Annotated in this window: 21 protein-coding genes; all 21 read right to left on the bottom strand. The window is 52.2% G+C overall.

The genetic code is table 11. The features are described from left to right. Positions 1-9 precede the first annotated feature (9 nt). Entirely contained in the window at positions 10-1353 is a 1344-nt protein-coding gene (locus tag OGY07_RS03925; RefSeq protein ID WP_286598795.1) for a S49 family peptidase, read from the bottom strand. Beyond that, the gene (locus OGY07_RS03920; protein ID WP_286598793.1) at positions 1334-2923 is read right to left on the bottom strand and encodes a phage portal protein; all 1590 of its coding nucleotides are present in this window, start codon (positions 2921-2923) and stop codon (positions 1334-1336) included. The genes OGY07_RS03925 and OGY07_RS03920 overlap by 20 nt, the downstream gene beginning before the upstream one ends. After that, positions 2920-3126, bottom strand: coding sequence for a phage head-tail joining protein (locus tag OGY07_RS03915; protein ID WP_023292738.1), 207 nt, complete (start codon positions 3124-3126; stop codon positions 2920-2922). The genes OGY07_RS03920 and OGY07_RS03915 overlap by 4 nt, the downstream gene beginning before the upstream one ends. Continuing rightward, positions 3126-5048, bottom strand: coding sequence for a phage terminase large subunit family protein (locus OGY07_RS03910; RefSeq protein ID WP_048029714.1), 1923 nt, complete (start codon positions 5046-5048; stop codon positions 3126-3128). The genes OGY07_RS03915 and OGY07_RS03910 overlap by 1 nt, the downstream gene beginning before the upstream one ends. Beyond that, positions 5023-5568 carry a terminase small subunit gene (locus OGY07_RS03905; RefSeq protein ID WP_286598790.1) on the bottom strand — a complete coding sequence of 182 codons (546 nt, stop codon included), beginning with the start codon at positions 5566-5568 and terminating at the stop codon, positions 5023-5025. Before OGY07_RS03905 ends, OGY07_RS03910 begins: the two co-directional genes overlap by 26 nt. A 484-nt stretch (positions 5569-6052) precedes the next feature. Further along, positions 6053-6916, bottom strand: a complete 864-nt coding sequence (locus OGY07_RS03900; RefSeq protein WP_286598788.1) for a DUF6236 family protein — start codon at positions 6914-6916, stop codon at positions 6053-6055. A 273-nt stretch (positions 6917-7189) separates the two neighbouring features. Further along, entirely contained in the window at positions 7190-7711 is a 522-nt protein-coding gene (locus OGY07_RS03895) for a hypothetical protein (RefSeq protein ID WP_286598786.1), read from the bottom strand. Then, positions 7708-8244 (bottom strand): lysozyme, encoded by a 537-nt coding sequence (locus OGY07_RS03890; RefSeq protein ID WP_286598785.1) that lies wholly within the window; start codon positions 8242-8244, stop codon positions 7708-7710. Before OGY07_RS03890 ends, OGY07_RS03895 begins: the two co-directional genes overlap by 4 nt. Beyond that, entirely contained in the window at positions 8244-8546 is a 303-nt protein-coding gene (locus OGY07_RS03885; RefSeq protein ID WP_286598783.1) for a hypothetical protein, read from the bottom strand. Before OGY07_RS03885 ends, OGY07_RS03890 begins: the two co-directional genes overlap by 1 nt. A gap of 68 nt (positions 8547-8614) precedes the next feature. Further along, the gene (locus tag OGY07_RS03880) at positions 8615-9667 is read right to left on the bottom strand and encodes a DNA methyltransferase (RefSeq protein WP_286598781.1); all 1053 of its coding nucleotides are present in this window, start codon (positions 9665-9667) and stop codon (positions 8615-8617) included. A 333-nt stretch (positions 9668-10000) separates the two neighbouring features. After that, entirely contained in the window at positions 10001-10684 is a 684-nt protein-coding gene (locus OGY07_RS03875; protein ID WP_286598779.1) for a bacteriophage antitermination protein Q, read from the bottom strand. Between the two features lie 21 nt (positions 10685-10705). Continuing rightward, entirely contained in the window at positions 10706-11767 is a 1062-nt protein-coding gene (locus OGY07_RS03870; RefSeq protein ID WP_286598777.1) for a DUF968 domain-containing protein, read from the bottom strand. After that, a complete protein-coding gene (locus OGY07_RS03865) occupies positions 11764-12456 on the bottom strand; it encodes a phage antirepressor KilAC domain-containing protein (protein ID WP_286598775.1) in 693 nt (230 codons plus the stop codon). The genes OGY07_RS03870 and OGY07_RS03865 overlap by 4 nt, the downstream gene beginning before the upstream one ends. 14 nt (positions 12457-12470) lie before the next feature. Further along, entirely contained in the window at positions 12471-12860 is a 390-nt protein-coding gene (locus OGY07_RS03860; protein ID WP_181681098.1) for a RusA family crossover junction endodeoxyribonuclease, read from the bottom strand. Continuing rightward, positions 12857-13177, bottom strand: a complete 321-nt coding sequence (locus OGY07_RS03855; protein WP_353655517.1) for a LexA family protein — start codon at positions 13175-13177, stop codon at positions 12857-12859. The genes OGY07_RS03860 and OGY07_RS03855 overlap by 4 nt, the downstream gene beginning before the upstream one ends. Further along, entirely contained in the window at positions 13174-15156 is a 1983-nt protein-coding gene (locus OGY07_RS03850; RefSeq protein ID WP_286598771.1) for a DNA cytosine methyltransferase, read from the bottom strand. The genes OGY07_RS03855 and OGY07_RS03850 overlap by 4 nt, the downstream gene beginning before the upstream one ends. Then, a complete protein-coding gene (locus tag OGY07_RS03845) occupies positions 15149-16027 on the bottom strand; it encodes a phage N-6-adenine-methyltransferase (protein WP_286598769.1) in 879 nt (292 codons plus the stop codon). The genes OGY07_RS03850 and OGY07_RS03845 overlap by 8 nt, the downstream gene beginning before the upstream one ends. Further along, complete coding sequence (locus tag OGY07_RS03840) at positions 16027-16881, bottom strand: conserved phage C-terminal domain-containing protein (protein ID WP_286598767.1); 855 nt, start codon at positions 16879-16881, stop codon at positions 16027-16029. The genes OGY07_RS03845 and OGY07_RS03840 overlap by 1 nt, the downstream gene beginning before the upstream one ends. Next, a complete protein-coding gene (locus OGY07_RS03835) occupies positions 16871-17050 on the bottom strand; it encodes a DUF4222 domain-containing protein (protein ID WP_286598765.1) in 180 nt (59 codons plus the stop codon). The genes OGY07_RS03840 and OGY07_RS03835 overlap by 11 nt, the downstream gene beginning before the upstream one ends. Positions 17051-17222: 172 nt before the next feature. Next, positions 17223-17771: a YmfL family putative regulatory protein gene (locus tag OGY07_RS03830; protein ID WP_023294083.1), complete on the bottom strand. Its 549-nt coding sequence runs from the start codon at positions 17769-17771 to the stop codon at positions 17223-17225. Positions 17772-17793: 22 nt separating this feature from the next. Next, a complete protein-coding gene (locus OGY07_RS03825; RefSeq protein ID WP_286598761.1) occupies positions 17794-18009 on the bottom strand; it encodes a Cro/CI family transcriptional regulator in 216 nt (71 codons plus the stop codon). Between the last annotated feature and the right edge of the window lie 41 nt (positions 18010-18050).

Raw genomic sequence — 18050 nt, 5'->3', positions numbered from 1 at the left:
GTTAGCCTCTTAAACGGGGGTGTTTAACAAATCGTCGCCGGCTTCAGCAGAGGCATTCCCTGCTGAAAGAGCGCCTGGTGCGGTTTCCATCAGGCGATCCAGCGCCGTATCGGTACGCGCCTGGGCGCTTTGCGGCGCCGCGGCCAGAATGCGCTGTGCACTCTCGACCGTCATGCCCGGCGTTTCGGCCAGGACACGGGCCTGTGATTCACGACCTTTTGCCTCTTCGCAGTTCAGAATACCCATGATGCGACCATTCTCGGCGGCTACGGCTGCCGATACCTGAGCGCTGAGGTCTGCCGGGGCCGTTAAGGCAGCAGTTGTTGTGTCAACGGTGGTGACCTGCTCAGCCGGTGCAGTCGTCTGTGTTGCTGCCTGGTCAGCTGGCTGATTGGTCGCTGCAGATGCAGAAGGTGATGGCATAGTTCCTCCAGTGGTTGTTTTTTTGCGTCTGTCGAGTGCTTCACGCATCACGCTGAGCGCGTCGGTATTGTTAACAAGTTCATCCGCCAGACCGTTATCCACGGACTCCTGGCCGGAGAAGACGGCCGCTTCGGTGTCCAGTACGGCCTGCACTGACATTCCGGTATAAGCGGAAACCTTTTCGGCAAACATCTGACGAGTGGCATCGATGCGCGTCTGAAAATCAGCGCGAACGTCCTTTGGTAGTTTTTCGTAGGGGTTGCCGTCGACTTTATGATCGCCGCTGTAAATCAGCGTGACCTCAACGCCGTTAGTTTTCAGCGCAGCGCCATAATTACTGTGCGCCATCATGACGCCGATGGAGCCGGTTCTGGCCGTTTGCGTGACAAGCCGTCGCGATGCAGAACTGGCAATTAGCTGCCCTGCGCTGCAGTTCATATCATTTGCCAGCGCCCAAACGGGCTTGATATCCCGCATCCGGGCAATAATGTCGGCACAGTCGAAAGCCCCGGACACCATCCCGCCCGGCGTGTCCATATCCAGCAGAATACCGTCTACGCCTGGATCGCTCATTGCCTGCTGCAGTCGGGCAATGACCCCGTTATAGCCCGTCATACCGGAATAAGGCTGAAGTGACCGGGTTTTGCTGACCAGCGTCCCGGAAACGGGCAGCACCGCGATCCCGTTTGTTACCTGATAGCTCCGCGCTGGCCGGGGCCCCATCTCCTCGTCATCGCCAAACAGCGCCAGCGGCTCTGCAATTTGTTCAGCGCCGAGCGAGACGCCAGAAGCGGAATCAGTCAGTCGGCTGATACCCAGCTGGCCTGCCAGCGCGCAAAAGAAAACCCGCGCGTAGGCGGGTTCAAGCATCAGCGGCTCATTGAAGGCCATGCTGGCAATATGCGGGAGATTACGCAGCTCTGGCGTCATCTTTTACCTCCTCGTTTGATTTTTTCAGCCCAGATTCAAATGCAGCTGCCGCCCATGCCGGAGGTTTAAGTCCCGCGCTCCGGCGCTCCATAGTTTCACGTACCTGCTGAGAAAATATTTCCTGATAGTCATCTCCGCGTTTGGCACACTCCTTCTCATATGTGCTGAGACCAGCCTCAATCAGCATCACGGCCTCCTGCACCTCCTTCAGCCCATCAATAGCCATGCGCCCCGAGCCAATCCAGTTGGCGTTACCCCAGGCAGTTCTCGCCTCCTGGAAGCTAAACCTGGCTTTGGACGGGAGCGTGACAACCCGGCGCGCAATCGCCTCTTCGAGCCAGCAGACGAACATCTGGCAGGCTTGCCGGGCCGCGACAAACTTGCGACGCCCCATAAAGAACGCCCAGGATTCATTGGCGCTGGCGCGCGCCGTCGAATAGCTCATCTGAGAGTAGTTACGGGAAAGCTGCTCATACGAAACACCAAGACCGGCAGAAATATAGCGCAGGAGTGATTGTTCAAAGGTGGAATAACCGTTATCGGTATCCTGTGCTGACTGAAGGTTCAGGGAATCGCCAGGCATAAGATGAGGCACTTTCGCGCCACCGAGGCGAACCGGCGCTGCAGCGTAGTATGCTGCCATTTCGCCAAGCCAGCCCGTCAGCTTATTTTGCTGCTTACTATCCGCGCCGAGGATAAAGTCCATCGCCGTATCGGTATCAAGTTCGCTCTCGATTGTCGCCGCATACATAGCTTTTACAATTGCGCTCTGGAGCTGAGTATTTTGCAGTGTGTCGAGCATTTTCATCTGCTCCATCACGCTGTAAAACACGTTTGCGCCGCGGGTCTGTCCATCCTCAAGCGGTTCAAAAATATGGATGAATGATGGCCTTCCGCCCGGCAGTTCCCGTGGTATATAGGTCCATTTTTGCGACATCCAGCCAGGATAGCTGTCTTCACTGACGTAGTACCCCAGCGCTGCGCCGCTATCACTGATTTTGACACCCGCGCGACAGTTACGCGTGTCACTTGTATTACCGGGATTACTCACGCGTTTTGGACTAACCATTTTAAATTGCGTGCGAAAAAGTCGGGATGAATCACTGTCCCAGGTGGGCTGGACGCACAGTTCACCGTTAAATGCGTGCGTCGCAACGCCTTCACGGATCATCATCGTAAAGGTACGCTTGCGCTCGGCATCAATTCCGCAAAAGTCATCCTCCGCATATTCATACCAGGCGGCCTCCACCTCCCTGGCAAATGCTCGGCTTTCCTCTTCTTTAATGCCGAGATAACGCCAGCTCGGGCAGTAACTCAGTCTGAAGAAAGACCCGACGATGTGATCCTGGTGAAGCTGAACGGCATTTGCCGCATAACCATTGTTACGGACCAGATCATCAGCACGGGCATTCCCCCGGGCGAAGTTCGGCAGAAGTGCGGCGTCGGCACTTTCACTCTGGGGATTCCAGGCATTTAGCTGCCCACCGAATCCGCCGCCACCGGCGTGATAGCCCGCATATTCCCTCAGGGAGGTTTTCCCGTCGGGGCCAATTAAAGAAGGAATTTTCATGCGTAGAACCTTGCCGGCCCGCGGCGTCGTGAAGTGGTACCGACCTGTGACTCTAGATCGGCGATGTACTTTTTCAGATCGCTGACTGACGTCGCCGTAAATTCCACCCTTCGACCGTCTTTCTGTACCGTCGCAACCCGTTTTCCCATCATCAGATCATGTAACGCTGCGCGCGCGGCATCCAGTTCAGCCTGTGTTGCCATTATTCATCTCCCGCTAATGCCCTGGCATAATCCGCCAGAGATTTATTATTTTTACGGCCAGTGTCTTCTTCCCGTAAGCTGGCCAGAAGAGAATCCAGATCCAGCTGCCAGCGGGAGATACTTATCCGCAGAGCTGCAAGTGCATAGACAAAACAGTCAAGCGCCTCATTTCGTCGTTTTTTACTGTCCCAGACGATTTTTTTCTTCCCGTCTACCCACTTCTCAACCTGCTCTTCAGCCGTAAGCTGCTGAGCCTCAGCTAAATCATATATTTCAGGGTTATTAGGGAAGTGAACCGCTCCCGCCAGCGGTTCGTCGCCTTCTGCCACCAACGTGAAACGGTTATAAATCTGCTCTTTCGCGGTGTCTGTTCCTACCTCAGTAAGATAAACGCCGTTCTTGTTACGCTTACGAGGCATATTCGCCACGGGCTTGCCGTAGACAGATGCGCCTTTAACGGGGATGACACGAAACAGACCATGCTTTTTCGAGCGGTTATAAACAATCGTTGGGTCTATGCCGCCGATATCCCAGCAGATGCGGGAAATAAGCATCTCAACGCCGTTAGGCCTCGGATAGGTTTTGTTGATCGCCTCATCCAACCTCAGAAGCGTGGATTCATCATCATGGCGCCCCATAATGATAATTTTGTCGATAAGCCAGCTTTCCTCACCAGGCCCCCAGCCCCAGACACGCATTTCGTAACGGTCAAGCTGGGAGTCAATACCGGCAGTAAGATAGGCCACGCGCTCCGGCACCCTGGCACCGAAGTGCTCAATACGTTCGGCCATCACCTCAGCATCAGGACGCTCACCAATTTTAGGCTCCCACGTTTCACCAAGCGTTGTGTTGACGAACGTCTTACGCTTACCCGTGTCCCCTTTGGTCTTGATCCAGTCCTTGACGATTTGCACCCAGGTTGTGAAGGGGCTATAGGCCGTCCAGATGTGAAAGGTTACGCTGTCAGGCGGATCAATTTCGGCACCCGATGATGAAAACCAGCAAAGTCCGTCGCGCGTCCAGATCCCGGTTTCATCACAGATGTACCGCGCCTGCGAAAAATCGAGCTCCTGCTGTTTAATTACGCAGGCATTGTGTTCACACAGATATATAACGCTGGCAGGATCGCCCGGCGTCCATTTGAACCCGAATGGCGTCTCTTTATCGCCGAATTTAAGGAACTGCTCCTCCCCACAATGTGGGCAGGGAACATAGAAGCGCAAGAAATGCTCAGACTCCTTGGCGGCACGTTCAATCTGGCATGTCCCTTTAATTTTGGGTGTGGATCCTCGTATCGATTTAGGCCAGACCGACCCTTCAATACGTTTATCCCCCAGGAACGTTGGAGAGCCCTCTTTCTCGATATCATCGTCAAATGCCGCCAGCTCGTCATAACCCGCCACATCAACAGATTTTTCACGGTAGTTTTTTGCAGCTTTACCACCGAGGCACCAGAAACCTCGCCCATTCGAGAAACGTTTCATACTCAACGTGTTGTCCCGGTGCTTTTTACCGTACCAGGGCGCCAGCGCCAGCAGTGAGGGGATGTCCCGGATTGTCGGTTCGACATGGGATTTCATGAAGTTTTCTGCATCACCGTCGGTAGGTAACCAGATAAGCGAGTTACGCTGTTTATGCTGGATGAAATACGCATACACGCCGAGCAGCATTTTTGAATAGCCTACTCGGGCAGACTTAACGACATTGACCTCGCGGATATAGTCATTACCCATCGCATTCATTATCGCACGCTGAAACGGCAGCGTTTCCCAGCGCCCTTCCTGATAAGCAGACTCTTTTGGAAGGTAATAATTTTCGTCTGCCCACTCAACCGCCGTTTGCGGTTCTGGCCGGTACAACGAACGGAGCCCCGAGCGCGCGGAGTGCTGTAGCCCCTTAACCTGACTGTTCGATATATTCACTCAGCAACCCCGGTATCATTTCATCCAGCGCAGCTGCTTTGTTCATGGCTTTTATGATGTCCTTCTTGAGGAAATCAATATGTCGATTTTCCAGTTCCGGAAAGCGCCGCTGAACCGACAGAGGTATTCCATCAAGGATACTGGCAATTTCTCCGGCTATCCGCGACAGGACGAACGTGCAGAATGCGGTCTCCACCACCTCAGCGGACTCTTTAGCATTTTTTAGTTCCTGAGCATCAGCCTGGGCTCGGGTAAGCCTATGGCGCTCATAATCAATCGTGCCAGGCACAAGGTCTGATTCTGAATCAACTCTCAGCTGTTCAACCTCTTTTCGCAGCTTTTCGTTTTCTATCGCTGCGTCACGGGCGGAATACCATTCGATTACGGTGGCAGAGTCATAAAGCACTTCATTACCTTTTCCACCACCGCGCGCAACTGGCATTCCCTGATCCTGCCAGTTCTGGATCGTGCGGATGCTGACACCAAAAATCTCTGAAAGGCGTTTTTTATTGACCTCCATGAAGAACTCCAGGCGAAACACAGGGTAAGGAAACCATGCCGGGTAAAATGACAACTACCAGGCTTTAACACTTCCTTTCTTGTGGCGGGTTATACCCTGCAAAGACAGATACTTAGCAAGAAGAAGAACGGAAAAGGCAAAATCCTGAAAATTTTCATAAATAGCGAGAACCTGCGAGGTCGCCGCCCCGTAACATGTCAGATAGCCGGAAAGGACCCGAATAATGCATACATCCGCATATATTATGGGCCCACACTCAAGCAAATAACTTGTATATGGTCGTAAAATCCCAATAGCATCTACCAAAGCAAACTATTGAAATTAACCTGTTCATCATGCTTTAAAATAAACCTATGTAATTAACACTTCCACTTAGTTCCAAACTGTTGTGTGTAGCAACTGACACATAGCCAAGAAAATAAATATCGTCGCAACTTATATGTCACCCCACTAAACCTTATCAACAAACTTACACGTTAAACACTTAATCCCTATCTAAAATCCCTTTCTTATAAGCCCTAGCAAGATAAAGTAGGTTACTTTCCTTATCATCACTATGTAAAATCTCAGCATGCTTATCACTTACTTTAATGAATCCCTTCGCAGCCTGCAGAAGCCCCAAACCTGTCACCAATGGATTTTCCGTGTCGCTAACACTAATAATCGCTCCTAAAACAATATTAACCATATCGTCAGAACCTGGCATTTCAAAACTTAAATTGTAGCGATTTAAGAACCAACCTTTATTAATTTCACTAATTCTGTTTATATCTTCCAAGGAATTACGGAAGCGTTCATAAGCCTTTTTTTGAAAAAGCGGCTCATCGGGAGCATAAGCAACATCTTTGTATAAGTCATCCAGATAATTATGGAACGCATCATAATCAACTTTATATTTATGCTTAAACTCAAGTATCTGCTCCGGATGGATATGTGGTCCGGGAACAGGAAGTGCATCAAAGAGTTCAAGTTTTAAGTTCGTATTTCTATCACTTGTCCCATTCCCCCCTATAAATTCCTCTCCTATCTGATGTAAATTCCAGTCACGCTGAGGCTCATCCTTCCTTAACTTACTAAGTATCTCAACCTGACGTTTTGGGAACTCTATCGGGTACTGATCGCTATTGAATCCGATAGACACTACTGGTCTAGACAAAAAGCCCAAACCAATCAATATATCTTCTCGGGGTAATTGAAAATATATTTCTCTTGAGCCTGGAATTACTAATCTATCCCAAAAAAGAGTGTAATAATTCAAATCTTCTTCATTCAACCCTCGCGCTGTCTGGAATCCACCAGTGGGCAAAACTTCCGTCATAACAGGTGAAGCAACAACACATCTTTCCACAATATTCCCCTTAGTAGTTTTCACTCAAAAGCTTAGGAGAAAGTAACTATCACACCTACAAAAAAAAGTAAACGAAAAATACTGTATACTTGATTTGGATTATGAAACTCTATCAGTCACGCTTGTGGCAATAATAAAAATAATCGACAACATCGGAATACCGAATAAACAATCATCTCAAAAATGAAATCTACTAGCATTTTTCGGAACGTCTTTTTCATAAACTAGTACATAGAACAGTTTGACTGACTTCATAAAATTTATTTTTCCTAGTTAATGAGATGCTCGAACATTTTCTATCTCTCGAATCCCTGCAAAGCGCTTGTTGCCCTTTTCGATAAGTGACAGTAATGGTTTTATCCAAAGCACTGCCTGACAATATGTCATTGGGCTGGTGGTAACGGCACGATCATCGGCTGAGTTAGGTTTGTCGGTATCGGTGTGCATGGCGCTGGCACGTAAACGGTACGCGTATTCGAGCAGCCCACCAGCAATGTCAGCAGGAACAGGCAGATCACAGGTTTTTTCACGGCGGAGAATCTCCCGGTATTCGATTACAGTTTCTTCGGTACTGGTGTCTATCAGAGAGTTAAGCCTGTTGGCATGTTCGGCTACCTGATTGAACCGATTAAAGTTGAATGCCTGCGTGGCGATCACCTGCCCCTGCAAAGTGTTGTCACTTCTCAGAACGTCGTTATCGCTCTGCAGACCGCTGGCGTCTGAACAACTTTTAACGAGTGCGACTGACAGGCCAGCTATGATGACAATCGCGACTGGGAAAAGATTAAGTTTCACTGGTCTATCCCCCAGCACGTCAGTGCGCTTTCCTGATCCCGACGCTCAACCTGACCATAGCAACCATTCTTCTGGCCTTTAGTCAGGCGGCAGTCGCGACCACCGTCTCTAATCCACCAGCGAATCGCCTCGCATGCCCCTTGGCGGTCACCGGCATTGATGCGCTTGTAGAACGTGGAAGGAAAGCAATTACCCGGCCCGATGTTGTACGGGCAGAAAGATGCGATCCCGGCCTTCTGCGGTTCGGTAAGCGGTACCGTAATATTGCGGTCAACCCACGCCAGAGCCTTATTGCGTTCGATGGCGTTCACCTGATTGCATTTCGCCTGTGTCAATTTCATGCCCTGCACAACCGGTTTACCATCAACCATCGTGGCGCCGCGGCAAATAGTCCAGATACCACCGCCATCTTTGTACGCCGTGAGGCTGTTACCCTCTTTCTCATTCAGAAACTGATCGAGAATGACGGATGCCGGCGCACCAGCGAGTACCAACCCCAGAACAGTAGCACTCAATTTTGCTCTGGTTCCCATTACTCACCTTCCTTTTGTAATGCCTCAACGACCACGCTTGCAGCTGCAGGACGTTCGTGAAGCGGTTTGTCACCAACGCCTTTCAAGTAGTCATTGACCATTTTTGTCCGCTTCTCATCCTCTTTACGCCTGCGGTGTGCATCTACACGCCCGTTGATGTAGGAGGCAAGCGAGATAAGCAAACCGGCAGCGCCAAAGAACATGAACACCAGATCCTGAGTGGTAAATCCAATGGCAGACGCAACAGCTGCTACCCACGCGAAGAACTGCGTGAAGATGTTCCCTGAATCGTTCATTTTCATCGTCTCTCACCTCGCTGTGGGCGGGTGTTATTGAGGTAATAAAAAAGGCCGCTATCGCGACCTCACGTTTATTCCCCTGCCAACGCCCGTATTTCCCCCAACGTCTGATTAAACCTTTCCTCTTCGAGTTCAACACCAATAGCCTGGCGGCCAAGTTCCAGCGCGACTTTCACGGTCGAACCGGACCCCATAAAGAAATCAGCCACCACATCACCAGGCTTACTGCTGGCGCTGATGATCTGCCGCAACATATCAGCGGGTTTTTCGCATGGGTGTTTACCTGGGTAAAACTGAACGGGTTTATGTGTCCAGACGTCGGTATAAGGAACGGATACGGAAACAGAGAAATGCCGCCGAAGTGATTTGTACTCTTCGAGCAGCTCTGAATATTTGCGATTCAACGAATGCCACATAGCCACCAGCTGGTGGTGTGGTGTTGCCAGTTCGCCGTTCTGGTGCTTTTCGATGGCTACCTGCGTGAATAGGGACTGAAGCTTCCGGTAGTCTGATTCATTCGGTAATTGCCACTGGCTACCGCTGAACCAGTGAGACACCATGTTCTTCTTTCCAGTCGCATCGGCTATTTGTTTTGAGGTTATGCCAAGCGCTTCACGTGCATCCCGGAAATAAGAAATTAGGGGAGTCATTACATGCTGCTTCAGCTCGCTTCCCTTCTCAGCGTACCCACCGCTCTTTGGTTTATACGGCCCCTGGTATTGCTCAGCGAACAGGATGCGCTCTGTTGCAGGGAAGTAAGAACGCAGGCTCTCTTTATTACAGCCATTCCAGCGGCCCGACGGTTTAGCCCAGATTATGTGGTTCAGGACGTTGAACCGCTCACGCATCATGATCTCAATGTCTGCCGCCAGGCGGTGACCGGAGAAAAGATAAAGACTGCCGGCAGGTTTTAGCACTCGCCAGAATTGTGCGAGGCACATATCAAGCCAGCGAAGATAATCCTCATCCCCTTTCCATTGATTGTCCCAGCCGTTGGGTTTCACTTTGAAGTACGGCGGATCCGTGACTATCAGGTCAATGGAGTTATCAGGGAGAGTTGCGATGTATTGCAGGCTATCAGCGTTGACTAACTCAACACTGTTTATAATTACAGTATTTTTCATAGATCAGTAAGCGTAACTCTGATAGGCTCACTATGCTTTTGCGCTAAAGCGGTGGGCCTTGGTTAGCTTGTGACCTGAAAGCATGAGCTGATGGCTGGTGGGTGCTCCAACATCCACCAGCCGCCCATTTTCACAGCAGAAAGCCTCCGGATCTGGAGGCGCTCAATTATCCGAATGGAAAATCCGACATCCCGATAAGACCGGGAGATAGCCATAAAAAAACCCGCTCAGTGGCGGGTTTATATACTTTTGGCAACATATCAAATTAGCTTCAAATATCGCTTATTTTGTTGCATTTTGCAAGCCTGATTGAAGAAGTTAGTGAAATTTACTTCACATTTCCACCACTTTCACTTCTTCGTACCGCGCCAGGCTTTCACGTAACGCCAAGCTGTCCATTTCCACGAAAGCTGCTTTAAATGCTGCCCAGTGAGCAGCGTATACCCTGAGCCAGGTTGAACGCTCCACGCTCACCATGCGGGCCAGTGCCGCCCCCGCATATTCCTGGTACGTATCGTTATTGCGTGATGCTGCAACTTCCTGGGCCGCGAGCCAGACAAGCCCCACTAATTTTTTTGTGACTCTCTCCTGGAGCTTCTTACTCCCCTGCTGATACTGAAACTGTGCCCAAACGTACTGGCACATTAATGTCTGGTACCGGAAAGACAGATCATATCCATAGCAATACCGAACCCACGCCTGCAGATGCTCTCCAAGGCCATTTACCGAGCGGCGCCACGCAGAGCTCGCAAACTCTACATCCTTCATAGGTGGTAATGGGCGTCGACGGCTTCTTGTCTCCAGAACATAAAGCGGAGTGGCCAGAGTTTTTACAACCTTCGATCCACAACCTTCCCCACCCTCCATGACTATTTCTGGATGGTGCCGGGGATACTTATTTTTATCTGCTGGTGGATGCTCACTGAAAGCCTGCAGCTGTCCCTTCGTCGATCCTGAGAAATCGGCCAGCGCGCGGCGCAATTCAATACGGGTATATTCGAGTTCTTGTAAATTCATAATGCTCAGCGCTCCATACAATTACGCTTTCGTTATTACGCCGATCGCCAGCGCACGATTCATAAACCGGAACAGCAGCTCCAGCTGAGTACCGTGTTTTTTCTCAAACGCTGCTAAATCGGCATGTAGTTTGTCGTGACACTCTCTGCACAGAGGGAACACGAACAAATCATGTGCTTTTGTGGCGGTACCGCCCATCCCGTGACCAATGACATGGTGTGGATCATCCGCTGGCCGCCGGCAACCTTCACACGGCTGGGTTTTAACCCACTGGGTATAATCCTCATTCACCCACCGACGATGTTTCGGACGTAACATGAATGATTCAGGGGATTCTGGATCCGCATGCAGAGCCAGAACCTTTGGTTGGTCATAGACCACTTCCTGATTTGCTCCATGCTTTAATTTCGCAGCCTTGACCGCAGTTGTGACCTTCTTCTGCAAAATGCTTTTTGCCGGAGGCATCGGCACAATGTCACTTTCACGATACACAGATAAAAAAGGCTCATCCGGCATGCGGAGTGCACGTTGTGCCATCCTTTCTGTGATTGCATCGGCAATCCCAGAGTAAACGGCCCACCAGCACAATTCGCCGAGGGATAGTTCGCGCTCGGTGTTGTAGCCAAGCGCAGACAGGATCGAATTGATCAGCCAGTTGATGAGATTTCGCCGGGCAAGTTCTGCCAGCGCCGCGGTGGTCTGCTCGCGCAGCTGGTTATCGCAATGCCAGCAGAGCAGCATTGACCCTGGAGGATGGCGCATTGTTACCAGCTCGCGATGGTGATAGTCAGCGTGCGGGTACTGGCATTCCTTAACGTTGCGCTCTAACCATGAGTCCAACGCGGATAAACCACCTGCGGCGCGGATAACCCTCTCGTCGGAGAAGAATTCCTCGAGGGACTTATCTTCTGCCAGCGGCTGCCTCGCGTCAGGGACGAGCCCCGACGGAAGCCCAGCCATACTTTTTGGCTGAGGCTCCACCAGCACACGCCCCTGCTGGAACAGTGACATCAGATCGCTACCTGGCTTTAACAACACAAGCCCCAGGCGCGGAACAGTCTCGGCTGTAAACAGTCCTCTCACGCGGCATGCCCCTTAGCGATGTGTGCCGTCCACAGGCCGCCGATCCACTCGATGCCTTTGGGTGTAAAACGTGCCTGGCTGAATGCGTAGTTTGTTTCACTCGTAGTACCGGTTTTCACTTCAAACCGCCCGGCAGCAATGTGCTGGTGCCGCGGTGTCAGCACTCCGCCTAGCCGGTACAAGATGTCGTTTTCAATGAGGAACAAGCGGAAATCTGTTTCTTTGGCCTGCAATAGCTTTGCCACCTGGCGGAATGACATTGAGCCTTTGGCAGTACAATACCGATCGACAAACTCAATTTTCGGCGCGGCAGCGGCTAACTGATGGCTGAGTTGTTCTTTCTGCTCGGCCAGATCCGCGGCGAGACGTAATGCCTCCGGCAATGTTTGCGGGACACTTACGGCCTGGCTGTTCTCCAGCTCTTGCCAGCGATCGACAACAGCGGCGGTAAATTCTGGCGACAGCCTGGCGACGATCACCAGAGAATCACGTTTGTTGAACCAATACTCCTCGTAGGTTTGCCCGTTTTGCGGGTGTGTGTAGGGGGTGTGCGCCAACGGCGCGGTTAAAATACCAGCAGATGCAAGGCGCTCAGCTGAGCGCTTCACATCACCATGTTTGCTCTGTACCAGCCTGGCAATTTCACGGCTGGACATTGTCACAACACCCTTTGCGGTTAACTGATTCATGCTATTTCTCCATATCAGGCGGCTGCACCCGCCCCCGGTTCAAATTTGGTGATCGTGATTTCCACTTTCCCCTTCGGGATAATCGGCCCCCACTCCACCAGCATTCTTTTCACCTGGCTGTCGTCCTCCCAGATCCCAGCGTGGGTAAGAGCGTCAAACAGCGCTTTGTTGTAGTTATCCAGATCCCGGATCCGGTTGTCCGGCGGGAACAGGATTATTTCGACAGACGCCGGTGACGATGACGGCTTAGGGAGCATGCGCAGTTGTTCAATGATTGCCGCACATGCTGACGACTGGAACTGGCGACCTTTGGCACTTATCAGGTGACGACCGGCAAGCGGCCCCTTATTCGGAGCGCGCCAGTATGTGTTCACACTTGGAGGAAACGGCAGCACCAGTTTCATAGCCGGATCCCCTTGTTCTTGAGATAGGCGATTGCGCGGTCCTTCGCACCATCCTCACCATTCACAAGCGCATGCAGCAGGGAATCTGCATCAGCAACGTTTTCCAGATAGTTGATGGCTATTCCCCGCGAAACACCACGCGTCAGGGTGATAGCCCCTTTCCTCTCCAGCGCGCGCAGATGATCCGCAGCGGCATTTGGGGAGCTGCATCCCAGCAGCCCCGACAGTTCTGTATTGGTTGGAGGATAGCCATGCTCGCGTTGAAAACTGATCAAGGTATCCAGTACATGCTGCTGACGAGTCGTTAAGTTCATCATGCTGCCTGTTCCTCCTTGCTCACGCATAGCTCTGGCAGATTGGCGCGCACCAGCGCTTCAGCGAACGGTGGCGGGACCGCGTTGCCGCAACGGGCTACTTGTTTATCTTTGGCGTACCGCTTGCCGCGATAATCCTGATCGATGATGTACCAGTCAGGGAAGCCCTGTGCGCGGTAAAGCTCGTGCGGCTGAAGCATACGCATACCGATATCGACGATGCGGTACGTTATCCCATCGATGTCGACCATCCCGGTGCATTCCTCGCTGCAGTATTCACGCAGGAACGCCAGCGCCTGCTGTGCGCGCTGTTCGTCGTAGTCTTCGACCGCCAGTGTGGTTTTGACTTCTCCGACATGCAGGCCGCCGGCCGTAACTGTCGGCAATGGTTCACTCGTGGGCTGACCATCGCGACAGGTGCCGCGCAGTTTTACCAGGTGAGAGGCCACCACCGCATGGTGATCGACAGTTGTCACCGAGTGGACTGGTTCATCCAGCCCGACGCCCGGCCCCGTATAGTTGCCGCCGTAGTGCTTCGCCAGAAATGCGCTGGCCACGGCGAACTTGTTACCACCAGCGGTTACTGTCCCCAGCGGCTTTTCAAGCTGCAACACACGCGGGTCCTGCCCCGGCCTTTCGCCGTACCCCATCTGGATCAACGTTGGCGTCACCAGCTGTGAATGACCGCCGCCGCCCGCCGTAATCGTCGCACTCGGCTCGTCTGCCCGGTGACCGATGCTGGCCCCAAACTGGCGAGCGATAACCGGTGCAACCAGACAGGCACGAGACTGTTTCAGGATGGTGTGAGCGGGTTTATTCAGCGGGCGGGGCTTTGCCTGGTATTCACTGCCGCCATTACCAGCCAGGAACGGTGTAAGAGCGGCCTCAACAATGCCGAGAGCATGACCATTCCCGCCCGGGCACCGCGATGTGCCGGCAGTGATTGTCGGGACTGGTTGTGTGACATCCTGCCCTGTCGCGCCTGTTCTGAACTTAGTCAGGTGCGGTACCGCGATTGCATAGCCGTGGGTTTTGGTGATTGTCTGCAGCGGTTCTTCCAGCGACTGGCCCCGGAAGCAGTCGTAATGCGTTTTAGTGCTGGTATGGTTGCACTTCACGATAAACGGCGACGCGCTGTCGATAACGAAACGCTGAATACCGCGCGCAATGCGCTTGAGCGTATTCACTGCCAGGGGCTTTTTGCGGTCGAAGATCGACGGCGCGGGAATGGTCCAGTCGATACACTCCGCAGCGGTGCGCCACGGCAACAGCTTGCCAGCCTGAACCGCCGGTGATTTCGGATCCCCGTGTGTTGGTTCCGGCCACACTATCGGTTTCCTGTCACAGCGCATAACCATGAAGAAGCGTTTTCTGATCGTCGGCGCACCGTAATCACAGGCGCGCAGTTCGCGATACTCAACGACATAACCCAGACCTTTTACCAGTCTGGCGGCGTCCTCGCTGTCGAGAGGAATCCCCAGGAATTCACAACACTCCACCAGCGCAGGATGATCGGGAGAAATCCCCGTCGTCAGCATAGCTACGAAAGCCCGGAAAGTTTCGCCAACACGTTCAGGATCCGGGCGCATTTCACCTGCGAGAAGCGGTCCCCACGTTCTGAACTCTTCGACGTTCTCCAGCTTCATCACTCGGGGTTTAACATCAAGTGCCCAGCGCAGAACAACCCAGGCAAGACCACGAATCGCTTTTTCTACTGGCTTCGCACCTTTTGCTTTAGAAAAATGGCGACAATCAGGACTAAACCATGCCAGGGCAACCGGTAAGCCACCCGTCGCCGCGCGCGGATCCACTTCAAATACGGATTCGCAGTAATGAAGTGTGTCCGGGTGGTTCGTCTTGTGCATCGCGATCGCGTTCTCGTCATGGTTGATCGCGATATCAACACTACGACCAATCGCCATTTCAATACCGGTTGACGCGCCGCCACCACCAGCAAAGTTATCAACGATAATCTCACGCATGAGTCACCCCCTGCATGCTGCTGGCAAGACCAGAGGCAACAACAATAATCTCGCTGGTGGGCATACGTTCAAGCCACAGCTGATTGATATTGCCTTTCAGCTTGTTCTGCTGTGACTCAGTCAGGGCGTCAACGCCATCCACCTGGTTAAACACCAGACCAACCTCGAGAGGCCAGATACGCGATTCGACTTCTGGCAATACCAGCGGCGCAGTTGGCTGTACTGTTTCTGCCTGCCGGGCCTTACCAGCGGCAAATGTGACCAGCGACATAAACGCCTTCCCTTTTTCCTCCAGATCGGTACGGCTGATGTAGCTGAAACGCTCGCCGCGCCATGACTTATCGAAGATTGCAATGGCGCCAGCGAAGAAAGCACCTGTGGGTTTCTGCTTATCGTCAGCAGGAACAAACCACACAGGGAGATCGAAACCAATGCGACCGCGAATAAACATGATGTGATCGGCATCTTCAGGCCACCATGTTTCACTTGTCGCCGCTTTAATGAGGAACACGTAACGCCCACCCTTTTCACGCATCTCCATTGTGTGATCCATGATGTGGGTCATGCCGGTGATCGCCTGCTTCTCGTGGTACTGAGAGCGGCTATAGGGTGGATTACCGAATGCGGCCCCGCCGATTGACTCCAGCATTTCCGCCCAATCCTGCACCAGCGCGTTATCTTCGGCGGTGTACCAGACCGGACACTTCGCGTTATCGTCGTCAGCAAACAGATCCAGAACCAACGGCCCGAATATTGCGTTGATCCCCCAAAACAACAGATCCGGAGTACGCCATTGATCACCAACCTCTTTCAGTTCGTGGGCTGGTTTGCTGCGCAGTTCCGCCAGCGCCTGGCAATATTTGTTTGTCATTATCCCCTGAACCCCTCTGGAATTTTGGTATCAACCGGACCGAACTTCATTGGGTCATGTTTCTTTTCACCCCAGCATTCACGTGGCGGACGCCCCTTTTTGTCCCAGCGGATCCCGCTTTGCAGATACCCCTCAAATTTTTTCGGGCCAAACAGTGTTTCAGGACGCATGTACTGGTACTGCTCATCGTTGCCGTTCCAGTGCTCGTGTTTCAGGTCGATAACCAGTTGCAGGTCAGCAACGCTGTAACCTTCACGCAGACGAGCACGAATGTTTTCCAGCGAGGTTTTAGACTTCTGATATCGGGAGCCGCTGACCTGGTTCAAATGGGTTAAAACCAGAATGGCGTTATCAGTGATCGCAACTTCAGGGTCTGGTTGCGACGCAACCGGACAAGAAGGTTTTTTACCTGATGGATCAGTAGTTGAATTTACTGACGGATCCCCGCCAGATTCTGGCGGGTGAAAACCGCCATTCTTACCGGATTTTGAGGGCTCAAATTTTGACGGGTCAGATTTTGATACGTCAGATTTTGACGGGTCAGAATCTGACAGGTGAGCGAATGCAACTGTCTGGAGTTTTGCCACATTCAACTGATAAACATTGGAGGCATTTCGGTTGCCCTGTCGCCGCGCTTTGCGTGACAACCAGCCGTCGGCCTCAAGCTTCGCTATTGCCGTTCTGACAGTGCTGACGCCTGCACCAAGCTGTCTCGCGATAGTTTCGATGGAAGGCCAGCAGACACCTTCGTCATTGCTGAAATCAGCCAGGCGCGCCATGATGGCCACGCTGGACAACTTCATTCCTGACGCTGCACAGGCATCCCATACATAGCCTGTCAATTTAGTGCTCATAGTCGGCCTCTATTTCCCTGAACTTTCGCTGAAACTGCTCAAGCGGACTGAAACACTCATGCTCATAGCCTTTACGCAGGTAGATAACGCGGCGGGTTTCCGGCTCCCATCTGATAACGCGAACCGGGATGCCGTAGTGGTCTTTGAACCATCGGTTAAGTTCTCGCATAAGGATTCCCCTCTACGGCGCCATACCCCCACAATTGCCATCGCCCGACTGTGGTTACATGGCACCCAGCGGTTTGCTATTCTGCGTTCATACCGAAACAACGGAGCGCCCGGTACCGGGATCATCCTGAGTTGCGGCAAACGGTTAAAAGCCGTTAAACTGGTCATGCGGATTACTTCTCCATACAAGATTTGTCTGCCACGACGCCCGGAGCTGCACACTCGCGGGCGTCACTCTTTTCCGGCGCACAAAACACACGGAAAAGCAGCGTCAAATGTTCCTGCCACTTAGCCATCACCTGATAGCTGTTCTCTTCGATCTGGGCGCGTTCCTGAGCATCAATAACGCCGTCAGCGGTAGCTTTACGAACGTATTGTGAATGCCTGCCGATCCACTCAACTGACTCCATGAGACGCTGGTTGATATCGCCGTTCTCAATCTCTTCAACATCAGCCAATGGCACAAAAACACCGTTCGAGTGACGTGCAATAGCGTTCGCTATGTGGTTTGAACCACCAGCACGTTGAAGCACCATCGCCCAACCGAGCGGGAAGATCTGATCACCATCGGTACGCAGCCGATTAAACAGCGCGTTCTCGGTCACACCCAACCACTCAGCAGCTTCTGAATATCCGCCAGGCAGCTCGGTGATCGTTTTTTTGATTGCGGCCACCAGCCAGGCTGGCTGCTTATCTACTTTCCATTCAGGTTCTATACCCACGGCTAGGTCCTCCCTTCTGTGGTTATTTCTGATCGTTAGGCGATGTATTCTTGCCATAATGTTCTGGGTTGAATTCCAGTTCACCAGCAGTTCGATACGCAGCTTCAGCAGCTCGTCCTTTAGGGATTAAGCGTCCGGGGCGATTACGCCACTGGTAAACGGCCTCACTGGTGATGCCAAAAAATTCGGCAACTTTCTCAGTGCTGCCGAAATGTTGTTCAATCTCGTCGGTTGTCATGAAGCCTCCTTAGCTAAGTTTGGTTAGATATTAATAACCAA

The organism is Citrobacter sp. Cs237, assembly GCF_030332325.1.
Lineage (GTDB): Bacteria > Pseudomonadota > Gammaproteobacteria > Enterobacterales > Enterobacteriaceae > Citrobacter_A > Citrobacter_A sedlakii.
The sequence above is the reverse complement of the archived record's forward strand: the minus strand, read 5'-3'. Positions and strand labels throughout refer to the sequence as shown.